This is a genomic window from Fibrobacter sp. UWH5, assembly GCF_900142505.1.
Taxonomy (GTDB): domain Bacteria; phylum Fibrobacterota; class Fibrobacteria; order Fibrobacterales; family Fibrobacteraceae; genus Fibrobacter.
Window position 1 is genome coordinate 543,560 of the sequence record NZ_FRBB01000001.1, and the last position, 15,196, is coordinate 558,755.

The window sequence follows — 15,196 nt, forward strand, 5'->3', positions numbered from 1 at the left end:
AAATTATATATATTTTTTTTTTATTTTACGTAGTTTTCTGTGTTAGGAGTAAAAATGCGTCCAAACTACGTAATCCTATTTTTATCTTTGGTTGTGTCCCTGTTTGCAAAGCCGATGGAAAGTGCTCAAGGCACTTTGTTTATTCTGTTGGATGGAATGGCTCCTAAGAGTCATGGATTGTATGAAAAATACTGCGCTGACTTTAACTACGAATCTAGCGAAACGTGGGGAAAAACGGGTGTTGCGAAATTTCTTCAGGAAGAAGTGGCGAATTCTAAGGCCCAAATATATTCTAGACCGTATTTCAATCCGTCTCAGAGTCCGTCCGAAATGATTGATGAACTTTCGAAGCATGCCGATGCTTGGTATACAACGAATTGTGATTCTTATAATGCATCGTATGATGCTTCAAAGGGGCAAATTACATATGTAAATTCTAGTAGCAAGGCTAAGGTTGGTTCTATTATGGATGAGGCCTTGGAACATTGGTTTAAGGAAATGCTGAATGAATCTAATCTTCCGAAACTTGATAGTAATACTGCTACTGAAATCAAACAGAAAGCACAAATGAAAAGGAATGCATGGAGTGTTTCAGTTGGTTTGTATGCCCCTCAAACAATAATTAATGCCTCATATGCAAATATGGATGGACGCCTGTATGATTGGATTTCAGGTTTCAAGTCTAAAAAAGGCCGAGTTCCTACACTTGCTGAATTGGAAAAGGAACGCCCAGATTTAGTTCCTTCACGTTATGTTATTATTTCGAAAGGAACCGGAGGTATGGTTGCTCGTGAATATGTACAGGGCGACAAATACAGGGGTGATGTAGATAAAATTCTTTTCTTTGATACTCCTCATGAAGGAACTGGGTTTGCCGATCAGGCAATTTTAAGTAAAGACGAGTTATCAAATTTCCATTCAGAGTTGGGTACGGCATTGGCTGCTGCAGTTCCGATTGTGACTGTTGCTTTCATGGTGGCGGATGGCGTTACGAAAAAGAACTTGTTGGAAATTACACAAACCCTTGTAGATGGTTTGTCGGGACTTGCAAATATAGGTGTGTATGGAGATTTGAAAAGTGAGTATTTCAATGATTACGAGTTCGATGATGGTGTTTTGTGGTATTTGGCGCAAGATGCTGATAAAAGGGATGAAAAATATAAACCATCCATTGCAAAATTAGGTGAGGGAGATGTTGATACTCTTATTGGTCGTACACAACTTTTGAATTCTTATGATATGATTACCACTTATGATAAGCCTATGTTCCGTTTGACGTATTCTTACGGCATGCCGAGTGTAGGAAATGGCCGCCGTATGCGCACCGATTATCTTTTCCAGAAAAAGTATCATATCAACAAGTCTACGTTGAACGATATTATTGTGAAACAGGCGACAAATGTAGTCAAAACAATAATGATTGATAGTGCTAAAATTGATACTATTATTGCATCAAAAATTTCTGACAATCTTTCGGAAGTTCTTACGGGAATAACTGATAATTTGCTTTCTACACCGAATTTTGATGAAATGTGGCAATTTGAGAATCAGAATTTTGAAGAACATTCTAGCATTTTGAAAGGAATTGATGGACTGTCGGATAAAGTAAGAAAACTTGTTCAAAATAATATGAATGGATGGGTGAAAAAAGGCGTTGGAGCGGGAGTAGGCTGGGCTAGCCAGCAAGTTCTTGGTTTCCTTTTTGAGAAAATAGATTTGGGTGAGAAAATAGATGATCTTCCGCAATGGCTTGTTGATTTTATTGCTGTCATGGAAAATTTCCTTCCTCCAACGCTTCAAGACGACATTGTTTCAACTTTTGCCTCTTCCTATTCTCCTAAATATGACGGCATGAAACTTGCTAGTGATAATTGTGCTTCAGGCCTTTCTTTGATGAATCCGCTGACCTATGGTAATGTAACAAATCTTGTTGGAAAAGATTACACAGAAGATTGTACCTATAGTGGCCAAAAGAAATTGGCTCAGGGATTGATTCAGTATTCAATAAATTTCTTTGATCAAGGAACTTATGATATTCCGACAAATAGTTCGTATGGCGGTAGTGTGACTTTGTTCTCAAATTCGGATATTTTGCGAAGAGGTTTTCCATTACATGTAAATTCTAATATGGATTCGTATTACGCTAGTTATAAGTCTGGCCTTGTGGAAATAGGTGCCGTATCTTCTAATCGGGAGTTGGTTGATGAAATTCTTGATGTTACATGTATGGGGGTTAAATTGATTCCTGCCTATGGTGTTGCTTTAGAAAAAGCATGTCAAGTGGCTCGAATGGGGACAAATATGGCTTTTATGGCCGATATTGCGGCTGAATCCGCGAAACTAAATGATAGACATAGTGCATTGAGAGCGTCAGATGTAATGGCTTTAAAGGCTTCTCTTGTTAAGAATTCCGGCGGTATTACTGGTATGGATTCAATGCTTTATGAAAATCCATATATAAGTTTGCAATCGGTGGTGGATTCCTCAGTTGATGGAACGCGTATGTTGCCAATGATGTTTTATGTAACATCGGATAGTGGACCGGCTGTTCCTGAAATTTCAAATTACGTACAATTGAAGTCTGTGCTTGCTGGCAGGTTAGGCGTGGTTGAAGATAGCCTTGAACCTTCAAAAATCTATCCTTACGAGGAGGAAATAGACTCTTATAAGGATAACGGACTTAAGACTTTAAATGATTATCGTTCGTTATCTATCAAATATTTAAGTTACGAAAATGCAGGAAATGACAAATTTGTTAGGAGAATCTCTTACAAGAATCTTCCTGCCATTACGGTTACTGATGAATTGCAAGAATATCGTTTCCAGATCGATGATTTGCGTCCAGATTTAATTAAGGAAATAAAAATAGATTTCAATACTGATGTTCAGTTCTATTTTACTCGTTCTACAACTGGAGTATGGAGAATAGAAATTGCAAGAGCTGGAGGTACACAGAAAACTGTAACTTCTACATATAGACCGGTAGTGGATGCAAATGGACTATTTGTTTTCCGTCCGAAGGACATTGTTGAAAAATTCAATGAAGGTAAATCGGTTGCTGAAACAATTGCCTTTAACAAGGTTCAGCAAGAAGGTCCCAATACGGTTACAATCTCATTGACCAATAATTTGGGTTTAAATGGATATTCGCAGTTCTCGTTCTATTACCAATCTACTTTACCTTATCTTCGAGAGGGTTTCCCGAAGGATCTTCAGGTTGTTTCTAATTTGAACGAGGTTTTCTTTAATGCTAGTAATCTTGGTGATCCTTATGATTTCACAGATGGTACTTTGTCTTTGTTGAAAGCTACGGCTAGTGGCTATCAAGAAGTTGTGTCAAATTTAAAGTCTACCGTACAACCGACGCGGAATTCATTAAAAAGTGTGTATAAGGATTCGCTAGGAAATGATAAGGAGGAATGGGAGCAAAAGTGGAGAATTTCCAATAATCTCGGTGATGATTTCTTGACAAAAAACAGCCTGGAAGATGGTGAGTATGTTCTTCTTTGGAAATTGAAAACTAAAAGTCGCAATTCTTCGCAAGAAAATGATTATGCTATGCGGGTTAGAGTTTGTGTGGATACGAAGGCTCCGAATATATCTCTTGTACTTTTCAAATCTCATTTGACGGGGACTGATCGTGATGGCGTATGGGCTGAAGTTGACAATAGCGCTGATACATCAGCATTGCGTGCTATTCGTGGATTTGTTGTGTCTGAAAGTAGGGATACGATATTCCTGTTCCATAATTATGGAATAGGCTCAACTATGTACGATTTCAATTGGAATGGCAGAGGTGATTCTTTGCCTCAAGGAAAGGCTACAATCTATGTGCAAGCTGTAGATTTTGCGGTGCCAAGTTATGATATGGTTGCTGTTTTAGATAGCTTTGTTGTTGGGGATTCTGTTGCTTTGCGAAATTCCTGGAAAAAAATTCTGAATACTGATGGATCGTTCAAGGCTCATATAAATGATACAACCGTAAGTAGTGAAATTTACATTGATAAGAAAAAGCCGGAATTGGATACGACCTCGGTTGTTGTCGGTAGTGTTGCCGATACGACATTCTTTGCGATGTTCGGGGTTCCGGTATGGTCTCGTACGCAAGGGAGCGTCCCGGTATACAATGATGCAGAGTTGGTGAAACTTACTTTCTCTTTGAAGAATGTTGACGCAAATATGCAAAATGATTCTGTTCGTGTTCAGATATTCTTTAATGATGTTGGACATTCTATTTCTAGAAGTTTCGTGAGAGATTGTGATTTTAAGAGTACTTCTACGTTTGAGTTTATAGAGCCGTTGGCGCAACAGTTGCCTGATGGCAATTATACTGTGTCCGTTATGATGGCTGACGCTGCTGGCAATAAAACGGAAGTCATAGAATTGCCGAAAAAAATCAGAATTGACCGTACTGCACCTTCTGTAAATCAGGTTGTGACTGGGGAACCTGTTTATGCGTCTACAGCTGATGTGGATTCTGCCAATGTATATGTGTCTCAACATTCTGATGTTGCAGAAAATCGTTCAACAATAACTTGTTATCAGCGACTTTCTGATGGAAGTACTTCCAGCGAATGGACGAGTATAGGCTCCGTAGCTGTTGTTGATACTGATATTGTTAGAATTCCGTATTCCATGAAAAATTCCGGGATGGTTTTTGGAGATGGTCAGTACGCGGCGCAGGTGGGGTGTTTTGATGAAGCAGGAAACTTCGGCATGAACAGTGATGCGTTCAGTGTAGGCCATCGTTATCCGACTATTGTTTATCCTTCGTCGGGGACAGCTCCTATTACGGGTAATGTGGTTCAAATAAAAGGTATTGCTCCGGATCCTGTTGTTCCGAATGGAAATGTTCAGACAGCGGAATATAAAGTAGAATGGAAAAATACTGACAGTTCTTCATCGGAATGGCATTCAGATGGAATTGTGTCCATGAATAAACTAGTGAGTTCCCTGGCAACGACATTGGCTGTGTGGAATTTGGATACGTTGCCTCGAGGTAATTACGAAATTAAGTTGTCTGTTCGTGGATGCAGGGATTCTTCTGATAGTAAGTGCTCTTGGATAAGTTCTACGGTCCCAGTGACATTGGATTCCAATGTCACTACTCAGGGAAATAATCCAATAATATCTTTGAAGGTTCCGACTGCGCAAGTACCTGGAGATTCTGCCCATATCATATCCGCTTATTTGAATGGTGCCAACGGATCAAAAGACTGGTCTATGCAGATGAAAATATATGTTACTGATCCTTTTGATACCACGAAACTTGTGGAAGCGACATCTGCCTATGTGGATACTATGAAGGTATCCCCGTTTGATGGAGTCCCCTCTGATTTCAGCGATGATGGTCTTTATGTTTATAATGACAATGGAGAATGGAATATTCGCTATATAGGCGATGTGAAGGTTGGCAGCGCATATGATACTACCGCACTTGTGATGAAGTATGATCATTCAGATTTTGTATGGGTTGATAGTGACTCGATAGCTGTTGAGGAATATTATAATACAAACGATACTACGGCTTATTCGTCATCAATGAATTTGAATTACTTTGTAATTCCGTCCTACAATTATACGGCGGGATGGATTCTCGCTGAACAGTCAAATGACCTTCATCTTAAATTTAAGACTTCGGCTCCGTTTATTGTTGATATGTCTTCTGCAGATACTACTATTTTGAATCACATATATTGTGGAGCTCAAAAGTACAACTATAATGATTTGGATAGCAATTTGCGATATATGCAAACTGTTTATGTGGACTTGAATGCTTACAAACTGGATGTTGTATGGAATGGTCTTACGAAAAATAATGTTTATCCTGGTTCCTCTAAAGTAAAATTGACTGCAGTGGCAACGGAGAATATTGAAAATGGAAGGGTCATTTACGCCGAACGAGAGTGGAATTTGTTGTTTGGGGCGACTAGGGTCATATCTAATTATGGAGTGTCTCCAGACACATTGGGTGAATTTGTGATATCGAAGGATACAAGTGTCGGAGCAATGATGAAATTGGGCGACATTGGGTATGAATTTGGTATAACCGGAAGGAATGCTAAAGTAAGCGTATTTGTCAAGGATGAAGCTGGAAATGTTGTAAGAACTTTGATGAAGGACAAGGATTGTATTGCTGGCGAGCAGAAGGATGCCTATTCCGTATCATGGGACGGTGTTACTGATGGAGGCTTTGCTGCGACAAATTCCGGTAGATACACTTTTGAAGTTTCGTCAATTGACGCCGAAGGCAATACGTCAAGTAAAATTTATCCATTTGACTTGACTTACGCTGGACAATTGCTTCCTGCACCAGATAGCTTATCTGATACAAATGGAGTATTTGCCGCTCTTTCTATGGACGAGGCGGTGTTGGATGAAAATGGAGAACTTCGTTTTGTTGGTAAACCGGATTACAAGTTGACAGTTGATGCAAGTGCTAAAAAATTACCTGAGGAAGAACGTAGTTTGGAATATTATTGGGATTATACGGGGACTCAAGAACCTTCCGTATATAGAGCCAATCGTTTTAGTCTTGGAATTCGCAGAGCTAGGCATAGTTTCCCAGTGACTGTGGTGACTATGATATCAACGTATGGGTATAAACTTACATCTGCTTTTAATCAGAGTAAACGTAGAAATGTATATCGTATTAAAGCACAAAAGGTTGTGTTTGATAAGATGATACATGATGGCTCATATACTATGGAAGACTTTGATTTGGGGCAAGCTAAGGATGATGACGTAATTGTTGGATGTGATGCTGATGGACCGAGTTTTCATGATATTAATATAGAAGTGAAGATTTTTCCTGCGTATGCATATGATTCAATAATTGGAAATTTGGGTGCGTCGGATAAGGCTTTTTACATTTTGACAGGTTCTGACGAAGATAAGTCAAATCAAATATACGTGAATAGATTTAATGAAAATTTTAAACAAACTTTACTATGGTCTGGGAAAGTAACGTTTAAAGATTCTTCTGGTGTGGTTTCATTAAAAAATACTAAGGGGAAAAGTTCCAATACCTGTAAACCAACAGAAGATAATAATTTTGTCTGTGATGATTCTTTAGCAAAGGATTATGATCCAAATAGAGAAATGTTGAATGTTTCGGTCTATCCAGTAAAAGATCGTGCTTTGCTAGTGCATCCTTTTAAAATAAAGGTATATAAAGGATATTGTAATACGAGTTACGATTGTGATTACGTCGTTGCTAAGTGTAGTAATGATGGGAGTAGTACAAATGTGTCTGCGAAAATTGTATTTAAGGTAGATTCTAGTTATTGGAATCCTGGTTTTGGGTATAATAACCTTGCCAATAAATATACTCGCTTTGATCATACCAACAAGACCTTGTACAAGGAAGGAAATTTCTTTGATAAGTGTACGACTATGGATAATTTCCATAATGGTAAAGAGTGGATGCGTAACTCAAAATATGGCCTTGTTACAGCTTTTGAAACACAAAGGTTCATGCTTCAAAAAGATGCCTGTTTTAATGACAATCCGTTGACTTTCTCAGATGAGGCGAATAATTCAACGATAGGCTTGACAGATGGAGTTTCTAATTATTCCATGAAGTTTTTTGGGGAAACTGATAACGATGTGATGTTCCTGGCAAATGTAGCTGGTTATGGAACTGATGGGTCCGTTAAAATGAAGTCTTTCTATTCGTTTAATGATAATGAACAGACATTTGATGGCGTGAGTGACTTTTCAATGAATCGTGATGGTTTCGTAGTCATGGTCGCTCCTTATGTTTCTGCGGAAAAGGCTGCGGAGTTGTCTGGAGTTCAAGTTCCATTCCCGTATTCAGATTCTAAGGATTGGTCTGGTGACGGTGTGAACGGCTTGTGTGAGGAATCTACAATAAGGGATGTTAATGACCAAGATTTGAGATGTTACAAAGCTTATGTCGGGGCTTCACGTATACACTATAGTGTAGGTGACTGGACTGACGATGATTGGAAAAATAAATTTACGGTGGGTGGAATAGTGAAGAATATGCTGACATCACTGGAGTCTCAGGATTATTTGTTCAGCAGATGGAATCCCTCAAATTCGGCTGACTCAGGGACGCATATTGTAAGGGCTGATTCTACCAAATATAATGAAAGCGTTGGTTGGAAGATTCCGAGGAGTGAATTTGAGCAAACGGAGAAATCGTCTTCATGGAATGGTAGTATACATCCTGTTCCGTTGCTGAAATTCTCAAATTCAATGTCCTGGAATTTGGCAGATGATGGTAGCTATGTGTATAATCCGGGCATAGATGTCGCTGAAACTATATCCTATATACGCTCATTGGACACTGTTCCGTTTACATATAACAATTTAAAACCGGATGGTTTTGATGATATTTCTAATGAACGGTTGCTTAAACAAAATCCATTGAGCGAAATATTAGGTGATGCTTGGGTGCAGAAGGCAACTCTCTCTAATCCCGTTATTTACAGCCGTAAGGCCAAGGCCGATTCAACGAATGTTTTCCCGAAGCATCCATATTTTGATGTATCTGTTCAGAATAATATACTTAAAGTAAGTCGCGATACCCTTGTTCCGGATAGTCGTGTGGAGGAAATAGTGACGTTGCGTGGGAGAGTCCCTGGCGCAAATCTTCCATGGAATCTTTCCTATTTGTATGATGGTCGTATCGTTCCGTTGAAGAAGGGATATCAGACGGCAATTCCGTTGTCGGAACCTTATCCGGTTATTGATACTGTCGATGTTAATAGATTGCAAGGAAATACAAGTTTCTTCCTCACTTATGGCAGTGACAATTCCAATGGGGATATTTATTTCAAACAATTGAATGTGCATATTGGGCAATTGGTGAATCCGGATAGTGCTACACTTGTTCAATCCATGTATGCGAACGTATCGGTCCAGTTCCCGGCCAACGCCTATGATGGTCCTACGGATGTGACTGTAAGAACTGCATCTCTGTCGGATTTCCAGTATAGGATTTTTGAAGGGTTAGAACCTATAGGTGTAGTTGTTGAAGTTCTTCCTTCCCATAAGTTTGATGAAGATGATAGTGCGAAGTGGCCTCGTGTATCCGTTGATATATCCGAAGAATCTCTAGGAGGCAAGAATCCACTTGAAGCGAGAATTTACAAACCGGATACGGCACTAAAGACTATTGTCCCGCTTGAGGTTCAGGAAATAGCGTTCTTTGATGGTGAAACTTTCTTGAAAACTTGCGGTGATTCGAGTGGTGTTAGTTGTGGTACAGCTCCTTCGGGTTGGAATAGAATTCACATATCTGGAAAAACGCCCTCGTTCTCTACCTTTATGGTAATGGACACTGCGGTTGCAGCGCAGGTACATGTACGTGACAGTGTGGAGGTCATTCCGGAATTTGCCTGTGAAGATTCTTTGTCGATGAATTCGATTGTTTGGATGGGGTTGGTAAATGGTTATTTGGATTATCCCTATCCCTGTATTGGAGAAAGCAACTACTTGCTTCAACTTATGGATAATGGTAGCATTGCGGGTGAAATTCAGGGGGTTACAAAAGGTAACATCGTATGGCCGGCTCGAATGAATGATGTTGGTGCTGTTGGCGATACCATGAGCTCACGCCTTGCCTTGTATGGAACAAATGGCAAAAATATTCAGGTTGCTGGTCCTCGTGTATTGGCCGATACTTCGCTTCCGAAGATAACTGAAATGACGACGACAATTTCCGATGACGGTTGCAATAAGCAGGTGACCTTGGGTGCTCTGCTGGAGGATGTTGGTAGCGGTGTTGAAAAAACGACCATATCGCTATATTACGGTGGCGACATTCTTGAGAGTAGGACCGTATTTGCGTCGGATTATTTTACCGAATCCTTCTTGATAACGAAGGAAAAAACTATGGAATGTGTAGGCTGCGTTGCTTGGTTTGAAGTTGTATCGGAGGATTATGGACACAACTATGTTAAAAAGAAAATTTCTTCCGAACCTATTTATCCGTATCCAACAACTATGGTGTTGTGGTACCCTTTGAATGAGGGGGCTGGAAATATGGCGAAAGAGATTATGGGTTCTGGTATTGATTTGGATATTTCCATGGATAACCCATGGAAGAGCGGAAATTCAGTCTATATGTGGAAAACAGCGGATATGGCATCTTCCAAATCCAATTGGTCGGGAGTGGATACAGTTCCCATGAGTGTTGAATTTACGTATCGTCCTGGCAGGTATCGTGGTGATATGGAGTATTCTCTCATATCGTGGAATGGACCAAATCCTTGGACGATTTGTGTGAGGAATGGCTTTGTTTCCTTTGACTATATGGGTCGCTCAGTATCTTTTGACAAGGATTCACTCACGGCAAAGGTTGAATCTCATTATGTGCTGGTGGCTGACTGGAAGACTCTGTCTTTGTACAAGAACGGAAAACTTGTAGACCAGAAAAATTTGGGTGTGGAATTCGCATGGGTTTCCTATGGTAGTCCTATTGTTGGTAATAATGGCGAAATGATTGCTATGTCTGGAAATCTGAGTTCTTTGAGGTTCTACAAGGATGCCCTGAGTGCAGAACAGGTTTACTCCATATATAGCGGAATAGTGCCGGATGAGAACGTGGAATTTGTTTATGTGCATGCAGTGGATTTGGATGATCGCTCTGAAATGGTTGTGGATCAATCCTGTGATTTGGCTGGCATGGCGTATTTGCGACAAAAGAATATCTCTTCTGATGCTTCCGTCTCCTGGCATGTGGATGTGCCTTCCGATTTATACAATATGTACGTACTCTCTCGAGGGTATGCGAACATGGAATCTATTCTGGATGTGTTTGTGGATAGCAGTTATGTCGGCTCTTACACGCTTTCGTCTAACGGAATATGGGAAACGCAAAGCTTGGAAGGATTGGTTATGAGTCTCACGTCTGGAGAACATTCCATAACCGTAAAACCGAAGAATATGACGAATATAGCGGCTTTCGCCTTAGTTCCTGCACGGACGAATATTACCTCTGCCAATATGACATGGAACGATAGTACCTGGCTTGCTCCAGAGGCTAAAGTTCAAGTGGAAATGCTATATCCTGCATTTGGTGACAAGGCTTGGATGAAGAGTGATTTCCGTTTGAAAAATCTTACGGATTCAACGATATCTGGTATACGCTTGCGCTATTATTATTCTGGTGAAGGGCTAGATGTCTCTGCGCAAAGTTTCAATCCGCAAGCTGAGGTTAGCATAGGGTCTGATGGAGGCGATGTGTTCTTTGCTGAATTTGCGCTGACTGAATCCTTGATGGGAGGTGCCTATGCTAATTGGGGTTATGGTCCGCAAATAGGCTTGCATAGAAATGACAAGTATAATTCCAATCCTTCTTGGAATTACAATGATGACCCGAGTTTTGATTCTAGTGCAATAGGAAGTTCCTTCCATGTTACAGACCGTATCGCTTTGTTGGATGAAAATGGTAATCTGCTTAGTAATTGGTCTTGCTATGAACAAGGGTCTCCTGCGGAAATATTAATTCCGAGTGTTCGCGCTCTTGCTATGGAAGAAAGCTGGAATACATCCGCAAGAAGTACTATAGCGATGCTTGTGGAAAATACTGGTGCCGTTAAACTGGACGGATTCGAAGTTCGGTATTACTTCCGTGATAGTGGTGAAAAGCCTCAGTTCGATGTGCATTCCAATATGTTTGCTCAGGCTCCAGAATATGTGGAGGTTGGCAATGGATTGTACTACGTATCGTTCCGATATGAAAATGTTATCTTGAATTCTGGTGAAAAATCCGATTTTGGGAACGGTGTGAAGTTTGCGTTGCATCATTCCGACGAGCAAAATTGGAATGTTGCGGATGATCCATCCCATTATGGTTTGACTCATGAGATGTCGCAGGCGGATTCGATAGTTGTGCTGGACCTTTCGGGAAGTTTGTTGTGGGGGGCTATTCCACTGTCATCGACGGTAATGCCAAAGAATAACCGCAAAGCTGTTGCGACAAATGGCTCTATTACTATTGATGGTGACCAGGTTCTAGTTGCAGTAAACGAGTCTGCTTACTATACTCTGCAGGTCGTAGATGCGTCGGGAATTCCGTTACAGACACTATTTAAAGGTGCATGGAATGATGGCGAACATTATGTATCCATTAAAAATGTTACTTTTGCACCTAATAATTATCTAGTCTTGGGCCGCAATGGAAATATTTTAAACAAGGTAAAGATCGAATGATGTGCTCGAAAAAAATATTGATTGCAGCATGTCTTTGCTTCATGGCCATTATGCTGACCGCTTGCCCCTACATTGACCATGGAACATCGAAGGCCGCGGAACTCATTGGCCAAGAAGAAATTCAAGGGTGCTATTATGGAACGAAGTACGAAAATTGGTATGAAACTCAGGTAGTGTATTGCACGAAGTTTTGTATAGATTCTGTGGCTCATGTTCAGTACAAACTTGTTTATGCGAACATGAATGCTGATTCGTCTTTTGTAATTGAAAAAACTTATGATGAAACTGAGTATGATTCAGATTTTTCTGTAGGTAATCAAGAAAAGGATGGCTCCGTATTATATAGTCTCCATGTGGATAAATTAGGCTCATTTGAAAAAAAAACAAATGGATATTTTGAAAAAGATGGTGTTGTGTTTTTGGCAGAGGAAAATAAGTCATGCGGATTCTAGTTCTACTTCTTTTCTTTTGCCTTAGCGCACAGGCGGCCTTTGTCTCTGTAAATATAGGGGACAGTCGTCTTCAATCATCTCATTGGGTTTCGGACCCATCGGGCATTGTTGGCTTTTCGCTTGAAGCAGGATTTTTCAATGAAACCTCAAATCTAATTGATTATAAGCTTTCTTTTGATGTAAAAAGATTTGGCTATTCTTATGACGATGGCGATGAAGCCGTGTCTTTTTGGACTATCGGATTCAGGCCTTTTACTTGGTCTGTGACCTATAAGAATATTATGTTTGAGGCGTATCCAAGTATTTCATGGATATTTGCGTGGAATAATGTAAACCGTGCCATGGAAGAACATTCATTCAATGAAACATTTGACGGTCGTCGATTCTGTTTCGGATATGGTTACCGATTAGGATATTATTTGAACGAAAATCTTTTTTTAGGCCTTAATGCCGATTATCGAATGGTTTATTGGAATTTTCACGGATTGCACGGTGGCGATGATAGTTGGATGTCGATGGGAGGCTGGGGTCTTTCCGCTCAATGGAACTTTTAACAATAGGGATTTATAAATGAAAAAATTTTTTATGGCTGTTGCGCTTATTTGCGTTTCGTCCTTCGCTCTTACATTGGAAGATGTGAAAAGGGGCTTGAGTGCTAATGTGATTAACCCGGATTCCTTGGAATATCGGGTACATACGGTGGTGATCGTTCCTACGTTTGGTTCTCAGGCTACAGATTATCATTATGTGACCAAAGGGAAAAATAAGGTCTATTTTGAAATGCGGAGTTCCCTTGTGAACCAGCGGATGATTCAATCCGGTGAAAAAATGAAAACTGTTGACTTGGTGACTCAAAAAGAGCGGATTACCTCATACAATGGTGAAATAGAAAAATTAGCTTCTGTTCAAAATGTGTCCAATACGTTAGGTTCCGGGAATTGGAAGGAACCCGTACGCATTGAGGGTTCGCTTTATAAGATTGAAGGGGATTCGTCCGTTGTTTATTATGATTCGGCGAAAAAACAAGTGCAGAAAATGGAACAAAATGTAGGGGAAAATTCATCGGTAATGACTTTCGAGTATGATGATGCAACGAAGCAAATCAGTGCCATGCATATTTCTGTGTTGGTTGGTGCGCAAGAGACTAAAGTGGACATGACATTTTCTGTTTATCAGTCATCCGCGAAGTTTCCAGACAGGTATTTTGAATTTTAGTTAATGCTTGTTGTTTCTCGTATTCTTATTTTGTTCGGTTTCCTTGCTGTTTGTGCAGGGGCTGCGACAGTGCAGGTCATTGAAGGGGATGCCGACGGTACGTGGGACCTGTCTGCCAAAAAACTTCGGGCGATGGCGACCGTTTATTTAGCGGAACTCGGGCATGCCCCCAGTCCCGAAATCGAGAACGTCGGCGTTTCCTTTACGGCGTCCGGGCCCGCGAAGCGCTCCGTGCGGATGAAGAAGTTTTCATTCAACGGCCAGATTGAAGAGGATTCTGTCACCGTTGCCGATGCGGACAGCGTCGACGTTGCGGTGGAAAACATGCTTACAAAGTCTTTCGGGACGGCCTCCAAACGCTATAAAAGCGATAGGCCCGCCGAAGTGTTTTTCATGGATCCGGAGTTCATCGGTGTGGACGACAACACGGCGGATCTTGCCGCCAAAAATACGGAAACGGCCCTCGAAGAACTTGGATACGGACTTTCTGATGACCACGATGGGGTCAAGCTCCAGATGACGTTTGTGAAGTTGAAGAACACCTACTGGCTCGGGATGGTGCGCTTTGAAGGGTCGAAAATTATCAGGGCCGCGCATAAAAAATTCCTGCCGGGCGATGACCTTGAAATGGTGGCCTATTCGTTGACGGACAAGATCATGAATTCAAGTACGAAGCTCGATACCCCTTATACCGAAGTGGTGGATTATGAAAATACCCACGAAGCGAGGTGCCGCGCAACCGATGGCGTAAGTTCTGCAACTGGTGCTGTTGCCGGCTTAGCTGCCGATGTTCTCTGCAATATGTCGGACTATATGGGGTTGGAGGTAGCCGCGGGAGGCAAGGACCTTTACGGGGACTGGTATTCGGAAGTTCGATTTGACCTCGCGTGGGGCTTTTCGGATAGTCATTCTTGGCTTCTGGGCCTGGATTATGCCGGGACCATGGGCTATACGAAATCCAGGTGGGCGATTGAATCCATCCACAGGTTTTCGCAGACGAAGGGCCTGTTTTTCGACATCCTGTGGGGCTGGGGCTGTGACGACTGGCGCCGCGGCTGGTACATGGGTGCGGACATCGGGTACAACCTGCTCATGTTCGGGCCGAAGGCGCACTGGTTGTCGCTTATGTTGCGCTATGACTGGAATATCGACGATTCCGTGACCGACGACGGCCGAATCTCTGTCAACCTGGTTTACAATCTTCGCGGCTACTATACCGATTGATTGAAATGCGTTAGGGATAGTGACCCCTTGGGGCGGAGACTTGCGTAAGCAAGGCTCCGTTTTAGTAGGCTGGTTGCGAGCGGAGCGATGTCAAACGGCCACTAAAATATAGCCCGACC

At 41.3% G+C, this 15,196-nt stretch carries 5 protein-coding genes; all 5 read left to right on the forward strand.

The features are described 5' to 3' along the window. The first annotated feature begins 54 nt into the window (after positions 1-54). From BUB38_RS02350 to BUB38_RS02370, 5 genes are read left to right on the forward strand one after another with little or no spacing between them, the layout of a single operon-like run. A complete protein-coding gene (locus BUB38_RS02350) occupies positions 55-12,186 on the forward strand; it encodes a hypothetical protein (protein ID WP_073156445.1) in 12,132 nt (4,043 codons plus the stop codon). A gap of 41 nt (positions 12,187-12,227) precedes the next feature. Beyond that, a complete protein-coding gene (locus tag BUB38_RS02355; RefSeq protein ID WP_139258163.1) occupies positions 12,228-12,638 on the forward strand; it encodes a hypothetical protein in 411 nt (136 codons plus the stop codon). Continuing rightward, positions 12,626-13,192: a hypothetical protein gene (locus BUB38_RS02360; RefSeq protein ID WP_073156451.1), complete on the forward strand. Its 567-nt coding sequence runs from the start codon at positions 12,626-12,628 to the stop codon at positions 13,190-13,192. The genes BUB38_RS02355 and BUB38_RS02360 overlap by 13 nt, the downstream gene beginning before the upstream one ends. A 16-nt stretch (positions 13,193-13,208) precedes the next feature. Then, a complete protein-coding gene (locus BUB38_RS02365) occupies positions 13,209-13,853 on the forward strand; it encodes a hypothetical protein (RefSeq protein ID WP_073156454.1) in 645 nt (214 codons plus the stop codon). 3 nt (positions 13,854-13,856) lie between these two features. Beyond that, positions 13,857-15,077, forward strand: coding sequence for a hypothetical protein (locus tag BUB38_RS02370; protein WP_073156457.1), 1,221 nt, complete (start codon positions 13,857-13,859; stop codon positions 15,075-15,077). Positions 15,078-15,196: the final 119 nt, after the last annotated feature.

What these genes read in the sequence shown, in the direction of transcription:
- BUB38_RS02350 (WP_073156445.1), top strand. Translation starts at nt 55, where the DNA reads ATGCGTCCAAACTACGTAATCCTATTTTTATCTTTGGTTGTGTCCCTG.
- BUB38_RS02355 (WP_139258163.1), top strand. Translation starts at nt 12,228, where the DNA reads ATGGCCATTATGCTGACCGCTTGCCCCTACATTGACCATGGAACATCG.
- BUB38_RS02360 (WP_073156451.1), top strand. Translation starts at nt 12,626, where the DNA reads ATGCGGATTCTAGTTCTACTTCTTTTCTTTTGCCTTAGCGCACAGGCG.
- BUB38_RS02365 (WP_073156454.1), top strand. Translation starts at nt 13,209, where the DNA reads ATGAAAAAATTTTTTATGGCTGTTGCGCTTATTTGCGTTTCGTCCTTC.
- BUB38_RS02370 (WP_073156457.1), top strand. Translation starts at nt 13,857, where the DNA reads ATGCTTGTTGTTTCTCGTATTCTTATTTTGTTCGGTTTCCTTGCTGTT.